General features: G+C 70.9%; 20 protein-coding genes. 12 read left to right on the forward strand and 8 right to left on the reverse strand.

Annotated features, from left to right (window positions below):
* The first annotated feature begins 165 nt into the window (after positions 1-165).
* Positions 166-2,214, forward strand: coding sequence for a prolyl oligopeptidase family serine peptidase (locus ID574_RS10945; protein ID WP_188188704.1), 2,049 nt, complete (start codon positions 166-168; stop codon positions 2,212-2,214).
* A 57-nt stretch (positions 2,215-2,271) separates the two neighbouring features.
* On the opposite strand, the gene ID574_RS10950 is transcribed toward ID574_RS10945, so the two are convergent.
* Complete coding sequence (locus ID574_RS10950) at positions 2,272-3,120, reverse strand: hypothetical protein (RefSeq protein WP_188188705.1); 849 nt, start codon at positions 3,118-3,120, stop codon at positions 2,272-2,274.
* Positions 3,117-3,617: a SigE family RNA polymerase sigma factor gene (locus tag ID574_RS10955; RefSeq protein ID WP_188188706.1), complete on the reverse strand. Its 501-nt coding sequence runs from the start codon at positions 3,615-3,617 to the stop codon at positions 3,117-3,119. The genes ID574_RS10950 and ID574_RS10955 overlap by 4 nt, the downstream gene beginning before the upstream one ends.
* Before the next feature lie 166 nt (positions 3,618-3,783).
* Here ID574_RS10955 and ID574_RS10960 point away from each other — a divergent pair, with 166 nt between their 5' ends.
* The 3 genes from ID574_RS10960 to ID574_RS10975 all read left to right on the forward strand — a co-directional run bounded on the left by ID574_RS10960 (position 3,784) and on the right by ID574_RS10975 (position 4,918).
* On the forward strand, positions 3,784-4,116 hold the full coding sequence (locus ID574_RS10960) for a LysR family transcriptional regulator (RefSeq protein ID WP_188188707.1): 333 nt from the start codon (positions 3,784-3,786) through the stop codon (positions 4,114-4,116).
* Between the two features lie 400 nt (positions 4,117-4,516).
* A complete protein-coding gene (locus ID574_RS10970) occupies positions 4,517-4,741 on the forward strand; it encodes a hypothetical protein (RefSeq protein ID WP_188189599.1) in 225 nt (74 codons plus the stop codon).
* A 27-nt stretch (positions 4,742-4,768) separates the two neighbouring features.
* Entirely contained in the window at positions 4,769-4,918 is a 150-nt protein-coding gene (locus ID574_RS10975; RefSeq protein WP_188188708.1) for a hypothetical protein, read from the forward strand.
* A 71-nt stretch (positions 4,919-4,989) separates the two neighbouring features.
* On the opposite strand, the gene ID574_RS10980 is transcribed toward ID574_RS10975, so the two are convergent.
* Positions 4,990-5,370, reverse strand: a complete 381-nt coding sequence (locus ID574_RS10980) for an STAS domain-containing protein (RefSeq protein ID WP_188188709.1) — start codon at positions 5,368-5,370, stop codon at positions 4,990-4,992.
* 126 nt (positions 5,371-5,496) lie between these two features.
* Positions 5,497-6,171 (reverse strand): class I SAM-dependent DNA methyltransferase, encoded by a 675-nt coding sequence (locus tag ID574_RS10985; protein WP_188188710.1) that lies wholly within the window; start codon positions 6,169-6,171, stop codon positions 5,497-5,499.
* A 200-nt stretch (positions 6,172-6,371) separates the two neighbouring features.
* Between ID574_RS10985 and ID574_RS10990 the strand changes: the two genes are divergently transcribed.
* Positions 6,372-8,057 carry a PQQ-dependent sugar dehydrogenase gene (locus tag ID574_RS10990; RefSeq protein WP_188188711.1) on the forward strand — a complete coding sequence of 562 codons (1,686 nt, stop codon included), beginning with the start codon at positions 6,372-6,374 and terminating at the stop codon, positions 8,055-8,057.
* A 23-nt stretch (positions 8,058-8,080) separates the two neighbouring features.
* Here the strand turns inward: ID574_RS10990 and ID574_RS10995 are convergent, their stop codons facing one another.
* The 4 genes from ID574_RS10995 to ID574_RS11010 all read right to left on the reverse strand — a co-directional run bounded on the left by ID574_RS10995 (position 8,081) and on the right by ID574_RS11010 (position 11,156).
* Positions 8,081-8,245, reverse strand: coding sequence for a hypothetical protein (locus ID574_RS10995; RefSeq protein ID WP_188188712.1), 165 nt, complete (start codon positions 8,243-8,245; stop codon positions 8,081-8,083).
* Between the two features lie 470 nt (positions 8,246-8,715).
* Positions 8,716-9,252, reverse strand: a complete 537-nt coding sequence (locus ID574_RS11000) for a hemerythrin domain-containing protein (protein ID WP_188188713.1) — start codon at positions 9,250-9,252, stop codon at positions 8,716-8,718.
* A gap of 103 nt (positions 9,253-9,355) precedes the next feature.
* On the reverse strand, positions 9,356-9,793 hold the full coding sequence (locus ID574_RS11005) for a GNAT family N-acetyltransferase (protein WP_188188714.1): 438 nt from the start codon (positions 9,791-9,793) through the stop codon (positions 9,356-9,358).
* 250 nt (positions 9,794-10,043) lie between these two features.
* A complete protein-coding gene (locus ID574_RS11010; RefSeq protein WP_188188715.1) occupies positions 10,044-11,156 on the reverse strand; it encodes an ROK family transcriptional regulator in 1,113 nt (370 codons plus the stop codon).
* A gap of 90 nt (positions 11,157-11,246) precedes the next feature.
* Here ID574_RS11010 and xylA point away from each other — a divergent pair, with 90 nt between their 5' ends.
* The 7 genes from xylA (at position 11,247) to ID574_RS11045 (ending at position 18,337) form a co-directional block, all read left to right on the forward strand.
* Complete coding sequence (gene xylA / locus ID574_RS11015; protein ID WP_188188716.1) at positions 11,247-12,398, forward strand: xylose isomerase; 1,152 nt, start codon at positions 11,247-11,249, stop codon at positions 12,396-12,398.
* Entirely contained in the window at positions 12,395-13,138 is a 744-nt protein-coding gene (locus tag ID574_RS11020) for a sugar phosphate isomerase/epimerase family protein (RefSeq protein ID WP_188188717.1), read from the forward strand. Before xylA ends, ID574_RS11020 begins: the two co-directional genes overlap by 4 nt.
* Entirely contained in the window at positions 13,135-14,238 is a 1,104-nt protein-coding gene (locus ID574_RS11025; protein WP_188188718.1) for a Gfo/Idh/MocA family protein, read from the forward strand. The genes ID574_RS11020 and ID574_RS11025 overlap by 4 nt, the downstream gene beginning before the upstream one ends.
* A gap of 190 nt (positions 14,239-14,428) precedes the next feature.
* Positions 14,429-16,033 carry a lysine--tRNA ligase gene (gene lysS / locus ID574_RS11030; protein WP_188188719.1) on the forward strand — a complete coding sequence of 535 codons (1,605 nt, stop codon included), beginning with the start codon at positions 14,429-14,431 and terminating at the stop codon, positions 16,031-16,033.
* Entirely contained in the window at positions 16,030-16,557 is a 528-nt protein-coding gene (locus ID574_RS11035; RefSeq protein ID WP_188188720.1) for an AAA family ATPase, read from the forward strand. The genes lysS and ID574_RS11035 overlap by 4 nt, the downstream gene beginning before the upstream one ends.
* 60 nt (positions 16,558-16,617) lie before the next feature.
* On the forward strand, positions 16,618-17,346 hold the full coding sequence (locus ID574_RS11040; protein ID WP_188188721.1) for a glycosyltransferase family 2 protein: 729 nt from the start codon (positions 16,618-16,620) through the stop codon (positions 17,344-17,346).
* Positions 17,347-17,365: 19 nt separating this feature from the next.
* Positions 17,366-18,337 (forward strand): ketopantoate reductase family protein, encoded by a 972-nt coding sequence (locus ID574_RS11045; RefSeq protein ID WP_188188722.1) that lies wholly within the window; start codon positions 17,366-17,368, stop codon positions 18,335-18,337.
* Positions 18,338-18,386 lie beyond the last annotated feature (49 nt).

The following is an 18,386-nucleotide window of genomic DNA, read 5'->3' on the forward strand; positions in this document are numbered from 1 at the left end:
GTCCTCAACATATCCCCGCCATTCTCGCGAGCATGACTCACCGACGATAGCATTCAGTTACAGGTAATCACGGACTGTCATTGTGGTGCGCCGCCTTGGCCGGACCTGAGTGAATACCGAACCCACGCATTGCGGCGGGCTTGACAGGCGTGCCTATGATCCCCCATGCCTCCCCTCACGCTTCCCCGCCAGCATGCCCGCACGGCCCGTTTCAAGCTCGGCATCCCCAGAGACTTCACCATCTCTCCGGACGGCACTCGGGTGATCTACCTGCGGTCCTCGGCCGGGGACGACCCGGTGAATCGGCTGTGGACGCTGACGGTGGCCACCGGGGAGGAGCGTCTGCTGGTGGACCCCGGCACCCCGTCCGGTGCGGCATTGCCGGAGGCAGAGCGCGCACGCAGGGAGCGCACCCGCGAACGGGCGAGCGGCATCGTGGCCTACGCCACCGATGCCGCCGTCACCAAAGCCGTCTACGCGCTCGCCGGCGAGCTGCACACCGTCGACCTGCTGACCGGCGCGATCACCCCGCTCGGTGCGACCGGCTCCGACCCGCGTCTCGACCCGGCCGGGCAACACGTCGCCTACGTGTCCGAGGGCGCTCTGCACGTCGACGGCAGGCCACTGCTGACGCCCGACAACCCCGACGTGACCTGGGGACTGCCCGAGCATGTGGCGGCCGAGTCGATGGCCAGGCACAGGGGCTACTGGTGGGCGCCCGACGGCACGCGCCTGTTGGTGGCCCGCGTCGACAACGCCAGGGTGAGCAAGTGGCATCTGTCCGAGCCCGCCGACCCCGGCAGGCCGCCCAGAACCATGGCCTATCCGGCGGCCGGCACCGACAACGCCGACGTGACGCTCTGGCTGACCACGCTGACCGGGGAACGTACCGAAGTGGTGTGGGACAGGACGGCGTTCGAGTACGTCGCGGCGGTGTCGTGGACCGGACAGGGCCTGCTGGTGCTCGTGCAGAGCCGCGACCAGCGCACCACCCGAGTTCTGGAGGCCGACCCCGAGACGGGCGCCACCGCACTCCTGCGCGAGGACACCGACGACGCCTGGCTGGAGCTCGTGCCCGGCACGCCCGCCCGCACAGCCGGAGGGGAGCTGGTCTGGACGGCAGACCGCGACGACACCCGCCGCCTGATGGTGGGAGACGACCTGGTCACACCTCCGGGCCTGCAGGTGCTGCGGATCCTGGCGGTGGACGGCGACACCGTGCTCGCGGAGTGCTGCGACGAGCCGACCGAACGCCACCTGTACAGCTACTCCAGGTCCGAAGGGCTGGTCAGGGTCACCTCCGAGCCCGGAGTGCACACCGGGACGCGCGGCGGCGGCGTCACGCTGCTCGTCACCCGCACGTTGGAGGAGCACGGGGTGCGGGTCACGGTCACCGATGGACGGGTGACCACACGGATCGCCTCGAACGGCGCGATCCCGGTCCTGCGTCCGAAGGTGGAGCTGGTGTCACTGGGCAAGCGGGAGCTGCGCGGCGCGATCATGTTCCCGGCCGGCCACGTTCCGGGCTCGCGGCGGCTGCCGGTGCTGCTCGACCCCTATGCCGGACCGGCGGGCGCCCGGGTCCTGCGAGGGCTGGACGACTTCGCGGTCTCGCAGTGGTTCGCCGACCAGGGCTTCGCCGTGCTGGTCGTGGACGGGCGCGGCACGCCGGGCCGGGGACCGGCCTGGGAGCGGGCGATCCACCTCGACAAGCTGAGCGCGGCGCTGGAGGACCAGGCCGACGCCCTGCACGCGGCCGCCGAGCGCTTTCCAGACCTGGACCTCGGCCGGGTGGCGATCCGCGGCTGGTCGTACGGCGGTTATCTGGCGGCCGCGGCCGTGTTGCGCCGCCCCAACGTCTTCCACGTCGCCATCGCGGGCGCGCCGGTCACCGACGCCCGTCTGTACGACACCCACTGGCAGGAACGCTACCTGGGCCACCCCGACCAGCACCCCGAGGCCTATGACCGCAGCTCCCTCATCGCCGATGCCCCGAACCTGCGCCGCCCGCTCATGCTCGTGCACGGCCTGGCCGACGACAACGTCTTCGCCGCCCACACGCTGAGATTGTCCGCCGCGCTGCTGGCCGCAGGCCGCCCGCACACCGTCCTGCCGCTGTCCGGGGTCTCGCACATGGCCGCCCAAGAGGAGGTCGCCGAGAATCTGCTCCTGCTGGAGTCGGACTTCCTGCGCCGTAACCTTCCCCGGCACTGAGGCTGTTCGAACAGGGCGATGATGAGCGGCAAGGCCACGATCAGGTGACCCCTTGCCTCAGCGGGTCGGCGCGGACGCGCTGTCGGTGGGGTGTTCGACGACTGCCGTGGGTTCGCCGTTCGGCACGGAGTCGGTTCCGGCCGGTCGGTCGTAGATTCCGACAGCCCACCGGCCCGGCCGTTCACCGACCTCGGCCGACAGCCGTTCGAGCACTTCGGGGTCGAACAGCGCCCGGGACTGAGCCGCCTCGTCGCAGCCCCTCGACTTGATGGCCGACGGGCAACCGGTGACGGCTTTCGCCACCTTCTTGACCGGGGCGTCCGCCGGGAAGACCCAGACCTGCATCGACTGTGGGCGCTTCAGCCAGTCGGAGGGCGCCGAACGCTCGTCGTGGTGCCCACCCGCCGAATCCCCGCACCGTCCGACTCCACCACCCCGTTCGCCGCCCTTGAGCTTGCCTGCCGTGACCACCCATGCCCGGGGATCGTCGCAGACCACCTTGTACCCGGTGGAGAAGCTGGACGGTGAGAACGTCACCGTCCGGGCGACGCCCATCGTCTCGAACCGTTGGGAATGGATGAGGGGGAGGTCGAATTCCACGGCTCCCAACCTCACGTTGAACATGTCGGGGAGCTTGGGGCCGGGCTCGATCTGGGCCGAGTTCACGGGAGGCTGGGCGGCTGTCGCCACGTTCGCCCGGGGTGATCTGGGCAGCAGGCCGTTCACCAGTCCGACGGCGGTCACGGCCAGGACGACCGCCGTCCCGGCCGTCAGCGCCCGCCGCGTACGGCGTAGACGCCGGCCTCGCCTGACGATCGCGTCGAGACGAACGGACGGTTCGCCGCCGCCCTGTCGGTGGGCCTGATCGGTCAGGAGTCGTCGCAGGTCAGTCTCGGTATGCCTCATCGCTGGACTTCCTCCAGGCTCATCGTCCGAATGTCTGGATCAACCCGAAGACGGCTCAGGGCCCGGCTGAGCTGGGTCTTCACTGTTCCCAGCGAGCAACCGACGATGTCGGCGACCTGGGAGAGCGTTCGTTCCTCGAAGTAGTGCAGAACGATCACCGCACGCTGGCGTGGGGAAAGTGTGCCGATCGCATTCCACAGCGCGGCTTGATCGTCTATCTCCGAGGCCGCGTCGCGTGGATCGGGCGTCTCGGGGAGCGTCTCAGCGGGGACCTCCCCGCGCCAACGCCTGCGCCACCACGACGTGTGGGTGTTCACGATGATCCGATAGACGTATGGATCGGGGTTGCCCTCGATCCGCCGCCAGGCGAGCCAGGCCTTGGCCAGCGCGGTCTGCACCAAATCCTCGGCCGTGCCCCAGTCCCGGGCGAGGAGATACGCCATCCGGCACAGCCGTAGATGGCGGTGTGCCACGTACTCGGCGAACCCGTCGTCCATCCATCATCTCCGTCTCGTCGTCTCCGGTGATGACTACTGGTTGGGAGGCGCATTCGGATGACAGGTGTCCGGTACGAGATCGCCGATGGCCCGTGGCGGCCCTCGTGTCGTCCGCCGGCCCCTCGTGCGCGATACGTCCATGGGGGCACGGACAAACGAGGGTTCCATGGAGATTCGATCGCTGCAGTATGCCGTGACGCTGGCGGAGGAGCTTCACTTTGGGCGCGCGGCGCGGAGGCACCACATCGCCACGCCACCCTTCGGCCGGCACATCAGGCGTCTGGAACGGGAGCTGGGCAGCCCGCTGTTCAAGCGTACGAGCAGGCGGGTGACGCTGACGACGGAGGGGGAGCGCTTCGTCGGCCGGGCCAGGGCCATTCTCGCCGACATCGAGCAACTGGCCGCGAGCCTTCGCGCGGACGGCGGGGTGCCCTATGCCCATGAGCCGCACCGCCACTCCGGCCCGCCGCGGGCGTGCTCGTGTTGGGGAGGCCGGTAGCGTCCGGTGTCATTTCCAACCAATCGCACAGGTCGGGGGGGGCTGATCCCGAACCTCGGTAAAGTCGGATCATGCCTTCCGGTGACAGCCGAATGATCCCCCGGCTGGAGCAGCGTCTGCGAACGGCACGCGACCGGACGTCCGTCGGACGAACCGCGGAGTTGGCGCTGTTCCGGTCGGCCCTCGGCGGCGACCCCGGCGCCTTCGCCATGCTCTACCTGCATGGGGCGGGCGGCATCGGCAAGTCGGCGTTGCTGCGGCGCCTCGGGGACGAGGCCCGTGCCGCGGGTCGTGCCGTGGTGGAGATCGACGGACGGATGACGGGGCTCTCGCCGGACGTGTTCGAGGCGCAGGCCGCGGAGATGCGTGCTCCGACGCCGCCGCCGGGACGCTCGACGACGTGCTGGAGGTCGTCGAGGGCGCGGACGCCGGCGACGCGGGCATCGTGCTGGACACCTGGCATCTCGCCAAGCTCGGCATCACCCCGGCCGACCTGCGCCGCGTCCCGACGTCGAGGTCATCTCGGGCGACCTGCAGGCACTGCCCCTGCCGGAGATCTGCCGCCGGGCGTACACCGCCTCCGTGGCGCATCTCCGCAGCCGAGTGTAGCCCGACCCACGTCTGACAGTTTTCTGTGAATTGTCACCGTCATATGTATGGCTACCTCACCGGCATCACCATCAGCGTCTCCGACACCGACGGCGACCTGCGCTATGACACGAGCGTGTCCGCGTACTTCGATGGGCAACTGCGCACGGTCTTCGATTCGGCCAGCGCGCGCTGGACCGGCTCCATCCCGTAACGAGACGACGATCCCGCGATGACCATGGCCGTGAGGACGGACGCTTCACAGCCATGGCATCCAGAAAGCGGTCAGGCGCTGTGGGTGGGGCCCGTGAGCTCGGCGAGCGCGTCGTCGACGGACGGGAGCAGTTCGAGGGCGCCGTCCTCCTGGCCGATCAGCCCTCCGCCACCGGTCACGATCATGCGTCCGCCGGAGGCCTTGGCGTGCCGGTTGGCCGACCGCAGGATGTCGTGGCCGTGCGGGTCGGCCGCCACCAGCCCCTCGGTGTCCACGACGAGCAGCGGCGGCATCCTGGCCACGAGCATCTTGACCAGGTACTGCTGGAGAACCAGGCACGCGGCTCCCTCCAGCCGCCCCGTCAGGGACAGCAGAACCACGTGCCCATGCTGGTCGAGCCGGATGTCGAAGTCGGGGTCCGCCGTGTTGATGCCTGGTTCCGTGGGATTCATGACGACCGTCCATGGCGGGAAGGGAGACGTACACGCCATCCGCATGACCTCTCCGGGGCAGCACGTTCCGACGAATGCCGACCAGACTTCCCGGCTCACCTGCCTCGACGATAGCAGTCTCTTGCCCTATGCAACGACGGCGTCACCAGAAGAGGTCTCGCGGCGGGTGAGGAGGTGGACCTGCGGGAAACCTCGCTGAGGGTCCTCGCCGGGGGCGATCACCAGGCGGGCCACCTCGGTGAGCCCGGCCTTGAGCAGCAGCTCGGCCACGCCGTCCGGCGAATACCGGTAGGCCAGGGACACCTTGTGGTCGTACGCCTCCGACAGCGGGTCCGGTCCGTCGTACGCCTGGAAGGACAGGAGCAAGTGTCCGCCGGGCACGAGCACGCGGTGGAACTCGGCGAAGATCTCCGGTAGCCGCTCCGGCGGGGTGTGGATGATCGAGTAGCTGGACAGTACGCCGGCGAGCGAGGCGTCCCCCACCTCGAGGGCGTCCATCAGGCCCACCTCGAAGCGCATCCCGGGATGGGCCTCGCGGGCCAGCGCGATCATCTCCGGCGACAGGTCGACGCCGAAGGCGGTGACGCCGAGGGAGTGGAGATGCGCGGTGATGTGGCCGGGGCCGCATCCCACGTCGGCGACCAGACCGCCGTCCCCGGCCCGCACCAGCTCGGCGAAGACCGAGAGCATCGCGTGGTTGAGCGGGCTGGCGCAGAACCAATCGCCGACGAACTCGGCGTAATGGGAGGCGACGGAGTCGTAGGCGGCACGGGTCGCGGTGAGGAAGTCCGGCTCAGTCATGGAGGGCCATGCTAGGGCATCCGAGCTCTGGTCTTGATCGTCCAGTCTCGGCCGTCATCGTTGAAAGTTTCACCGGTGCGGCGTCCGTCGTCGCAGCTAGTCCGGTCGCCCTGGTGGCGGTGGTTGAGGTCCGGTCGTTCCGATGCCTACGGTGCTGACAACAGCACACGGCGATCCGGTCCCGGTCCAAGGAGTCCGTCATGCGCGCCCGTGTCATCCCGGCCCTGATCTTGGCTCTGCTCGCGCTGTTCGTCACCGCTCCCGAGGCACGCGCCCAGGTGACGGGCGGTTTCGACTTCTCCAGGGCGGAGGTGTCCGTCACGGGGCTGCAGGTCCCGTGGGGGTTGGCGTTCCTGCCGGACGGCAGCGCGCTGGTCTCGGAGCGGAACACGGGACGGATCCTCCAGGTCCGGCCCGGCCAGACGCCCACGCAGGTCGCCACCATCAGCGGGGTGAGCGCCTCGGGCGAGAGCGGACTGCTGGGCATCGCGGTGTCGCCCACGTACGCGCAGGACGGCTGGGTGTACGCCTACTTCACCAGCACCAGCGGTGACAACCGGCTGGTCAGGCTCCGGCTGAGCGCCCCGCAGACCCAGACGGTGATCTTCTCCGGCGTGCCGAGCGCCGCGATCCACGACGGCGGCCGCATCGCGTTCGGACCTGACGGCATGCTGTACGTGGCCACCGGCGACGCCAACAACACCGCCAACGCGCAAAACCTCAATAGCCTGGCCGGGAAGATCCTGCGCATGACGCCCACCGGCGGGGTGCCGTCGGACAACCCGTTCTCGGGCTCCCGCGTCTGGAGCTACGGCCACCGCAACGTGCAGGGCCTGGCCTGGGACGCGCAAGGCAGGATGTACGCCACCGAGTTCGGCCAGAACACCTGGGACGAGGTCAACCAGATCGTCGCGGGCGGCAACTACGGCTGGCCCACGTGCGAGGGCACCTGCGGCAACACCTCCTTCCGCAACCCGATCGTCACCTGGACGACCGCCCAGGCGTCGCCGAGCGGCCTGGCGTACGCCAACAACACGCTCTTCGCCGCGGCGCTCCGCGGTCAGCGGCTCTGGGCGGTGCCGCTGAACGCCAACGGGTCGGCGGGCACGCCGGTGGCCGAGCTCCAGTCCGCGTACGGGCGGCTGCGTGCGGTCGCGGTCGGGCCGGACGGCTGGCTCTGGGTGGCGACGAGCAACCGGGACGGCCGGGGCACGCCCGTGGCCCAGGACGACCGCATCATCCGCATCCCGCCGGCCGCGACCGGCGGCGACACCGCTGCGCCGACCGCCCCCACCAACCTGGCCGCCTCGGGCACGACCGCCACCGGCACCACGCTGTCGTGGACGGCCTCGACCGACAACGTCGGCGTGACGGGCTACGACGTCCTGCGCGCGCCGGGCGCGACCGGCGGCGCGTTCACGCAGGCCGGCTCCTCGGCGACCACCTCGTACACCGACACCGGACTGACCGCGAACACCACCTACCGCTACCAGGTACGCGCCCGCGACGCGGCCGGCAACCTCTCGCCGGTGTCCAACACGGTCACGGTCACCACCAGCTCGGGCGGCACCACCGGCGGCTGCACGGCGACGGCGACCACCCAGACGCAGTGGAGCACCGGCTACGTGATCCAGCCCGTCACCGTCACCAACAACGGCACTTCCCCGATCAACGGCTGGACGGTCACGTTCACGCTGCCCAGCGGCCATGCCGTCACCGGATCCTGGAACGCCGCGCTGACCGTCGCCGGCCAGACCGCCACGGCCAGGAACGCCGGCCACAACGGCACGCTCGCTCCCGGCCAGAGCACCACGTTCGGCTTCCAGGCCGGCCGCCCCAACGGCAACACCCAGCTGCCGTCCGGCTACCTGTGCACGAGCCCGTGAGCGCGTGCCGGTGGAGCGCCGGATCACTTCACCGGAGTCCGGTGCGCCGACGGTGACTGATGCCCGTCCGCGGCCGGTTCAGGTCTGGCCACCGGGCGCCGCCACAGCGGGATCGTGGCCACCACGACGAGCACCGTGCCCGCCGAGGTCAGCAGGCCGCCCTCGCCCAGCAGCCGCAGCCACACCATCGGGAACGGTCTCGACGGTGAACAGGGCGACCGCGACCGCGGCGGGGACGACGGGCTCGACCGCGCCGGGCACGAACACCATCAGCGGGTAGTGGAAGGCTCCCCAGGCCAACGTCCAGCGGCGAGCCGGGCGCGAACTCGGCCAGCCCCGTCAGCCAGGCCGTCCCATATCCCGTCCCCACGCAGAGCGCGGGAATGAGCCAGGCCAAGGCCTTGATCCGCAGAGGGGCCCGGCGGAAGCCCCAGTCGATGCGGCGCGTGGCGATCAGGGCGGCGAGCGCCGGAAGGAACGCCTGGCCGAAAAGGGCGATCTGGGCGAGGACAGGGGATTCGTCCGGATGGAGCGCGCCCGCCATGATCACATGAGGCGGAGGTCCCGGTCCCGCCGGGACCGGGACGCGATCCCAGAGCGATCGGGACCCGGCCCATTGGCGCGGCGGTCCTTCTACGTGCTCAACGTGGGCGCGGTTTCACGCCGCGCCGAAGATCGTCTTCTGGCGGCGGCGGTGCCCCCGGCTCAGCAGCGTGAGCAGGAGCGCGAGCGCCGGTCCCGCCAGCCGGCGCAGCCCGCTCATCTCGTCCGGGCGCGCGTACTGCCCGAGCAGCCGCTCCTCCTCCTCGATGTGCTCGTCCAGCAGGTCGGCGAGGGCGCCGAGGGCCACGGCCATGCGCTTGGCGGCCACGGGGACCTTGCCGAGCCGGGTCGCGTACCAGGTGATCTCCTCCAGCAGCGGGTCCAGCCGGGCGTGGTCGTCGGACAGGTCGCTCAGGTCCACCTCGGCGTCGGCCGAGCGGACGACGACCGGCCACAGCACGGTGCCCTCGGCCCGGTGGTGATGGTGGATGCCGTCGCAGAGCTTGGTGGCGAACGTGGCGATCGCCTCCAGCCGCGCCGCGTCCACGCGCTCCTCGCCGGCGGCGATCTCGTTCATCAACCTGGCCAGCCGCCGCGTGTCGCCGCGCATGGCGCGGTGGGTCATGCGGAATCCGAGCAGGTTGGGTGCCATCTGGTGCGCTCCTCTTTCTTCAGGGGACACCAGCGTCCTCTCCCGCCCTTTCACGCGGCTTGGCGCCGACTCGGTGTCGACCCACCGACGGACACAAGAGCTACTACTGAGCCAGCGCCTTCTGGTAGCAGCGGGTCAGGGGCGCGTCCACGTATTTGCCGTACGGTTCGGTGAGCGTGTACGCGCACCGCTCGTACAACGCGATGGCCTCGGGCTGCCGCACGCCGGTCGCCAGCCGCAACCGCCGGTAGCCCATCCCGCGGGCCAGCTCCTCCAGTGCCGACAGCAACGCCTTGGCGATCCCCCGGCCGCGGTGATCGGGCGTCACGTACATCCGCTTGAGCTCCCCGGTGACGGCGTCCACGGGCTGGACGGCGCCGCACCCGACGGCCCGGCCGTCCAGCGACGCCACCAGAAACCTGGCCCCGGCCCGCACCTGCGAGCGCCCTTCCGGCCCGTAGCGGGCCACCAGCTCGGCGAACGCCGCGTCCAGCAGCGCCGTCAGCTCCCCGTCGTCGGCGGTCCGCTCCTCGATCAACATGGCGACATAGTACGAATCGTCGTTTTCGACTCTTTCGGTGGCCGACACCTTCTGACCCGGGCCCCACGACCGCGTGCGCCGTCCGCCGGCACCGGCCCCGTTTCCGCCTGACCACCGCTTCCTCCCCGCCCACCGCACTTCGGCGGAGGCCCGTGAGGAGGAAGGGAAAAGGGAGGTGTGTCTTGTAGCGGTCGAGCCTACGACGAAGCGGGACGTGTGGGCGGGGATGTGCCGGCTGCCGCCGGGTGCGCTAAAGGCCGAGGGCCTGGGCCGGGTCGGCGATGATGCGCTGGATGATCAGTCCGGCCGCGCCCAGCACCGCCGCGTCCGCGCCGATCCCCGAGACCACGAGCGGGGGCGGCGCGCCGCGCATCTGCCCGAGCCGGCCCCCGAGCCCCTCCGTCACCGGCTTCCGGAGCCAGGGGAAGAGCGGCGCGAAGACCCCGCCGAGCACGATCCTGCCAGGGTCCAGCAGGTGGACCGCAGAGGTGAGCGCCACGCCGAGCGCGTGCCCGGCCCGCTCGCACGCCTCCAGGGCCCGCCGGTCGCCCGAACCCAGCGCGGCCACCAGCTCGGCCACCGAGTCCAGCGGGCCGAGCAGGGCGTCCTGGCCGGCGTACACCTCCAGGCAGCCCCGCCCGCCGCACCGGCAGGCGGGCCCGTCGGGCACGACGACCACGTGGCCGAGCTCGCCGGCCAGCCCGTACGTGCCCCGGAACACGGTCCCGTCGACGACGAGCCCGGCGCCGATGCCGATCTCCCCGGACACGTACAGGAAGTCCGTGTCCCGCGAGCCGAACCACAGCTCGCCCAGCGCCGCCAGGTTGGCCTCGTTGTCGATCGCGAACGGCAGGTCGATCAGATCCGCCACGCGCACGTCGCGCCAGCCGAGATGCGGCGCGTTGCGCAGCACCCCACCCTCCACGGTCCCCGGCACGGCGAGGGCGGCGCCGATGATCCGCAGCCCGGACTCCTCGGCCTCGGCCGTGGTCTCCTTCACCAGGTCGCGCAGGCGCTCCAGGATGTCGGCCGGGTTGGAGTTGCGGTTGTCGGCCGGCCGGGTGCGGCGCAGCCGTACGGTGCGGGCGAGGTCGACGACGCAGGCGGCCAGGTAGTCGATGTTGATCTCCAGCCCCAGCGTGGCCACCCGGTGGCCGCTCAGGCTCACCGCCACGCCGGGACGCCCCCGCTCGCCGCCCCGCACGGCGCCGCTCTCGGTCACCACCCCCGCCTCCAGCAGGTCCGCGACCAGGCTGGACACGGTGGTCTTGGTCAGCCCGGTCATCTCGGCGAGCGCGGCGCGGGTGTGAGGTCCTGTTCGGTGGATGGCATCGAGGACTACGGCCAGGTTACGGGCACGCATGGAATCATGCCGGACCCCTCTTGACGGCACCCTGCCCACCTCCTCAGGATTATGTACAGATTATGGACTAATCTCGAGGAGCGCTGGCAAATGACCGCATTCACCCCGACCCCAGACGACCGCTTCACCTTCGGCCTGTGGACCGTGGGATGGCAGGCCCGCGACCCGTTCGGCGACGCCTCCCGGCCGCCGCTCGACCCGGTCGAGACCGTCCACCGCCTGTCCGAGCTCGGCGCGCACGGCGTCACGTTCCACGACGACGACCTGCTCGCCGTCGAGCCCGACAGGGAGAAGGCCATCGCCGCGTTCAGGAAGGCCCTGGACGAGACCGGCATGAAGGTCCCGATGGCCACCACGAACCTGTTCACCCACCCGGTCTTCAAGGACGGCGCGTTCACCAGCAACGACCGCGACGTCCGCAGGTACGCCCTGCGCAAGGTCATGCGCAACCTCGACCTGGCCGCCTCGCTGGGCGCGAGGACGTACGTGTGCTGGGGCGGCCGCGAGGGCGCGGAGTCCGACGCCGCCAAGGACGTCAAGGCCGCGCTCGACCGCTACAAGGAGGGCCTGGACCTGCTCTGCCAGTACGTCCTCGACAAGGGCTACGACATCCGCTTCGCCATCGAGCCCAAGCCGAACGAGCCCCGCGGCGACATCCTCCTGCCCACGATCGGCCACGCGCTGGGCCTGATCAACGAGCTGGAGCACCCCGAGATGGTGGGACTCAACCCGGAGGTCGGCCACGAGCAGATGGCCGGGCTCAACTTCGTGCACGGCATCGCCCAGGCCCTCTGGCACGGCAAGCTCTTCCACATCGACCTCAACGGCCAGCACGGCCCGAAGTACGACCAGGACCTGATCTTCGGCCACGGCGACCTCAAGAGCGCCTTCTTCCTGGTCGACCTGCTGGAGCACCACGGCTACGACGGCCCGCGCCACTTCGACTACAAGCCGCTGCGCACCGAGGACCCGCAGGACGTGTGGGACTCGGCCGCCGCCAACATGCGCACCTACCTCATCCTCAAGGACAAGGCCGCGAAGTTCCGCCAGGACCCCGAGGTCCAGGAGGCCCTGCGCAACTCCCGCGTGGACGAGCTGGCCCGGCCCACCCTCGCCGAGGGCGAGACCTGGCAGGACCTCGCCAAGGACGACTTCGACGTCGAGGCGGCGGCCGCGCGCGGCTTCCACTTCACCCGGCTCAACCAGCTCGCGCTCGAGCACCTCATGGGGGTACGTGGATGAGCAAACCCATCAGCGTCCAGCTCTACACCGTCAGGGAGCCGCTGGCCGCCGACCGCGACGGCGTGCTGCGGCGCATCGCGGAGATCGGCTACCGGGCCGTGGAGCCCTACGATCCCACCGCAGACCCCAAGGGCTTCCGCCAGGTGATCGACGACCTGGGGCTGGGCGTGTCGGGCACGCACGCGTACGCGCTGCTCAGCCGGGAGCCCGCGGAGGTCTTCGACGCGATCGCCACGATCGGCGCCGACCTGGCGATCATCCCGGGTGGCATCGCGCACGAGGAGTTCACCACCCGCGACGGCCTCCAGCGCACCGCCGACCTGCTGAACGGACTGGCGGACAAGGCCGCCGGGCACGGCATGCGGATCGGCTACCACAACCACTGGTGGGAGATCGAGCCGCGGATCGAGGGCCGGCACGCCATCGAGGCGCTGGCCGACCTGCTCGCCCCCGAGGTGTTCCTGGAGATCGACACCTACTGGGCGGCGGTGGGCGGCGCCGACGTGCCCGCCCTGCTCGGCCGCCTCGCGGACCGTACGCTGGCGCTGCACGTCAAGGACGGCCCGGTGGTCAAGGGCGAGCCGCACACCGCGGTGGGCCAGGGCGTCATGCCCGTGCCCGGCATCCTGGCCGCCGCCCCGGACGCCTGGCGTGTCGTCGAGCTGGACGAGTGCGCGACCGACGTCTTCACCGCCCTCGCGGACAGCCACGCCTACCTCACCTCATTGGAGAGCTCTTGAGCAACGGCCCCGTCGGCGTCGCCCTGGTCGGCGCCGGGAACATCAGTGGCCAGTACCTCCGGACCCTCACCGCCTTCCCCGACGTCCGCGTGCTGGGCGTCGCGGACCTCGACACCGAGCGCGCCGCCGCCGTGGCGCGCGAACACGACGTGCCCGTCTCGGGCCCGCTCTCCGCAGTGCTCGGCCTCCCCGAGGTCGAGCTCGTCGTCAACCTCACCATCCCGTCCGCCCACGCGGCCGTCGCGCTGGAGTCGCTGCGCGCCGGCAAACACGTGTACGGCGAGAAGCCGCTCGCCATGGACGCCGACGAGGGCGCGAAGATCGTGGCCGAGGCCGCCAACCTCGGCCTGCGGGTCGGCGGCGCCCCCGACACGTTCCTCGGCGCCGGGCTCCAGTCGGCCGTGCACGCCCTGCGCTCGGGCCTGATCGGCGAGCCGGTCGCCGTCACGGCGGCCACGCAGAGCCTCGGCCCGGAGTCCTGGCATCCCAACCCCGAGTTCTTCTACCAGCCCGGCGGCGGTCCCCTCTTCGACCTCGGCCCCTACTACCTGACCGCCCTGGTGTCCCTCCTCGGCCCCGTCGCGCGGGTGGCGGCGAGCACCCGCAGGGGGCGCGAGCAGCGCGTCGTGGGCTCGGGACCCAAGGCCGGGAAGATCTTCCCGGTGGACGTGCCGACGCACGTCAACGCCCTGCTCGACTTCCCGGGCACGGCCACGGCGTCCGCCACGTTCAGCTTCGACTCGGCCGTCAACCGCAGGATGATCGAGATCATCGGCACCGAGGGCGCCCTGTCGCTCCCCGACCCCAACACCTTCGAGGGGCCGCTGCTGGCCCGCGGCCTGCACGACACGGACTGGCGGGAGCTGCCGCTGTCGGGCACGACGGCGGGGCGCGGCATCGGCGTCCTCGACATGGCCCGGTCGATCCGCGCGGGCACACCGCACCGGGCCTCGGGCGAGCTGGCCTACCACGTGCTCGAGCTCATGGTCGCCATCGCGGACTCGGGCGAGCACGCGGAGTTCCGCCCGATCGCCTCCACCGTGACCGCGCCGGAGCCGCTGCCGGCGGACTGGGACCCCTACGCCGCCACCCTGTCCTGATCGCCGCCGGGGGCTGCGGGCAGCGCCACCGCCGCCCCCGGGGCACAGCAGGCATGATTACGGACAGTTATGTCAGCCTTGCGCAATGACACTATCACGGGAGAGCTTCCCGCACGTCAACGAGGTGACGGGCCGGCCGAACCGTCCGAATGCGTTGGCTTGAGCCGACAGGAACCGCGACAATGGCCCGATGGCTGCACGTGGTGAGAACGATTGGGTGTCCAAGTTCGCGGACGAGGTGATCTCCGAGGCGGAAAGACGCGCGCCCGGCGAAACCATCGTGTGCGCCTCCGGCCTGAGCCCGTCCGGGCCGATCCACCTGGGCAACCTCCGTGAGGTCATGACCCCCCACCTGGTCGCCGACGAGATCCGGCGGCGCGGCGTCGCCTGCGTCCACCTGCTGTCCTGGGACGACTACGACCGTTTCCGCAGGGTTCCCGCGGGCGTCGACCCGTCGTGGGCCGAGCACATCGGCAAGCCGCTCACCTCGGTGCCCGCCCCTCCTGGCAGCACGCACGCCAACTGGGCCGAGCACTTCAAGGCCCCCATGATCGAGGCCATGGCCGAGCTGGGCGTGCGCTGCCGGACCATCAGCCAGACCGAGCAATACACCTCGGGCGCCTACCGCGAGCAGATCCTGCTGGCCGTACGCGAGCGGGCGCGGATCGACGCCGTGCTGTCGCGGCACCGGTCCAAGCAGGTCGAGGACTATTTCCCGTACAAGCCGTACTGCGACCTGTGCGGGCGCGACCTCACGACGGTCACGGCGTACGACGACGAGACCACCGAGCTGGCCTACACCTGCGAGTGCGGCTTCGGCGAGACCGTGCGCCTGGCCGAGCACGACCGCGGCAAGCTGGTGTGGAAGGTCGACTGGCCGATGCGCTGGGCGTACGAGGGTGTGATCTTCGAGCCGTCCGGCGTCGACCATCACTCGCCCGGCTCGGCGTGGACGGTCGGCGGCAGGATCGTGACCGAGGTGTTCGGCGGGCGGCAGCCGATCGGCCCGATGTACGCGTTCGTCGGCATCACCGGCATGGCCAAGATGAGCAGCTCCAAGGGCGACGTGCCCACCCCGGCCGACGCGCTGGAGATCATGGAGGCGCCGGTGCTGCGCTGGCTGTACGCCCGCCGCAGGCCCGCCCAGTCCTTCAAGATCGCCTTCGACCAGGAGATCCACCGCCTCTACGACGAGTGGGACGCCCTGGGCCGCAAGATCGAGGCGGGGCAGGCGCAACCCGCCGAGCTGGCCGCCCACGACCGCGCGGTCCGCACGGCCGAGGGCCCGCTGCCGGCCACCCCGCGTCCCGTCCCCTACCGGACGCTGGCCTCCATCGCCGACATCACGACCGGCCACGCCGAGCAGACCCTGCGCATCCTGCGCGACCTCGACGGCATCGGCGACCTCGACGAAGCCCGCCCCCGCCTGGACCGGGCACAGCGCTGGGTCGACACGCATCTGCCCGCCGACCAGCGCACGCGCGTGCGCGAGTCGCCCGACCAGGAGCTGCTCGACTCGCTCGGCCCGGGCGAGCGCGAAGCGCTGCGGATGCTGGCCGACGGCCTGGACGACGACTGGTCGCTCGACGGGCTGACCACGCTCGTGTACGGCGTGCCGAAGCGCCAGGCCGGGCTGACCCCCGAGGCCGAGCCCACTCCGGAGCTGAAGGCGGCCCAGCGGGCCTTCTTCGCCCTCCTCTACCGGCTCCTCGTCGGCCGCGACACGGGCCCGAGGCTGCCCACGCTCCTGCTGGCCGTGGGCGCCGACCGGGTGCGGAAGCTGATCGGCACGTGAAAGGCGCCGTCCTGATCACCGGCATCTCGGCCTCGGGCAAGTCCACGGTGGCCCAGGCGCTGGCCGAGCGGCTGCCCCGCGCCGCCCACGTACGCGGTGACGCGTTCCGCCGCATGGTGGTCTCCGGCCGCGCCGACATGGCGCCGGAGAAGGCCGAGGAGGCCGTACGCCAACTCCACCTGCGTTACCGGATCGCGGCCACCGCGGCGGACCTCTACGCCGACGCGGGCTTCACCGCGATCGTGCAGGACGTCGTGCTCGGTGCGGACCTGGAGCTCTTCACGACGTGGCTGCGCACCCGCCCGCTCCACGTGGTCGTGCTGGCCCCCGACGCGGCCACGGTGGAGCGCCGGGAGCGCGAACGCGCCAAGACGGGTTACGCGGACTGGACGGTCGCGCGGCTGGACGAGGTCCTGCGCCTTGAGACCCCGCGCATCGGCCTGTGGCTCGACACGTCCCGGCAGACCCCTGAGGAGACCGTGGACGAGGTCATCGCCAGGGCGGATGAGGCAAGAGTGACTTGACGTAGACCAATGCAAGGCAGTCTCAAGCGCGCTGCATGTGTGGAGGAGGACCTTGACTACATGAACAAGCAGCCATCCGCCGCCAGCGTCAGTGTCATCGTGCCCGCGATGAACGAGGCCGAGAACCTTCCCCATGTCTTCGCCACGCTGCCCGACTGGATCGACGAGGTGATCCTGGTCGACGGCAACTCGACCGACGACACCATCGCCGTCGCGCGGAGACTGCGCCCCGACCTCCGGGTCGTCGTGCAGACCAGGCGCGGCAAGGGCAACGCGCTCATCGAGGGCTTCCAGGCCGCCAGGGGCGACATCATCGTGATGATCGACGCCGACGGCTCCACCGACGGCCGCGAGATCCGGGCCTTCGTCGACACGCTGCTCGCCGGCGCCGACTTCGCCAAGGGCTCCAGGTACGCGCCCGGCGGCGGCTCCGACGACCTCAGCCCGTGGCGCTCGCTCGGCAACAAGGTCCTCACCGGGCTCACGAACCTGCTCTACGGCACCCGCTACACCGACCTCTGCTACGGCTACAACGCCTTCTGGGCGCGCCACCTGGAGGCCCTGGACCTCGATTGCGACGGTTTCGAGATCGAGACGCTGATGAACGTCCGCGCCGCCCAGGCCGGGCTCGTCATCAGCGAGGTCCCCAGCCACGAGCGCTCCCGCATCCACGGCACCAGCAACCTCAACGCCGTGCGCGACGGCTGGCGCGTGCTCAAGACGATCCTGCGCGAGCGTGCGCGCGGCACCGCCGTGACGACGCAGACCCAGGTGGCGCTCGCGAAATGAGGAATGACATCCTCTGACAATGCGCTACATAGTGATCGGAGCTGGGGCAGTTGGCGGAACCATCGGTGCCCGCCTGCACCAAGGCGGGCACGACGTCCTCCTCGTCGCGAGAGGTGCGCACTACGACGCGCTGAAGAGTGACGGCCTGCGCCTGATCACCCCCGAGACCACCGAAACCCTCGACATCCCCGCCGCCGACGGCCCCGTGCCCGCACGCGACGACGACGTGCTCATCCTGGCCACCAAGTCCCAGGACACGATCGCCGCGCTGGCCGGCTGGCCGGAGGACCTGCCCGTGGTGTGCGCCCAGAACGGCGTCGCCAACGAGCGCATGGTCCTGCGGCGGTTCTCGCGCGTCTACGGCGTGTGCGTGTGGCTGCCCGCCCAGCACCTGGAGCCCGGCGTGGTGGCCGCGCACGGGCATCCGTACTCGGGCATGCTGCAGGTCGGCCGCTACCCACAGGGTGTGGACGACCTCGCCGAGGAGATCGTCACCGACCTCGGCAAGCGCGGCCTCGTCGCCCGCGCGGTCCCCGACGTGATGCGCTGGAAGCACGGCAAGCTGATCGGCAACCTGGCCAACGCCGTGGAGGCCCTCGTGGGCCGTGCCGACGGCATGGCGACGGTCGTGGAGCGGGCCAGGGCCGAGGCCATGACCGTGCTCGACCGGGCCGGCATCGCCTACAACACCCCCGAGGAAGAGTTCCAGGTACGCGGCCACCAGGTGGACGTGCGTCCCGTCGAGGGCGTCTCCCGCGGCGGCGGCTCCTCGTGGCAGAGCCTGGCCAGGGCCAGCGGCTCCATCGAGGCCGACTACCTCAACGGCGAGATCGTCCTGCTCGGCCGCCTGCACGGCGTGCCCACCCCGGTCAACGAGGTGCTGCGGCGCGAGGCCAACAGGCACGCCCGCGAGCAGCTCCCGCCCGCCTCGATGCCGCTGGAGACCCTCGTGGCGCTCATCGACGAGCGTTGTGCGGCCGAATCCCGCTGACCTTCAGATCATCCTCATCGCGCATAGCCCAACGCTGTGTGGGCAGTTG

The organism is Nonomuraea sp. SYSU D8015 (genome assembly GCF_008065375.1).
Classification (GTDB): domain Bacteria; phylum Actinomycetota; class Actinomycetes; order Streptosporangiales; family Streptosporangiaceae; genus Nonomuraea.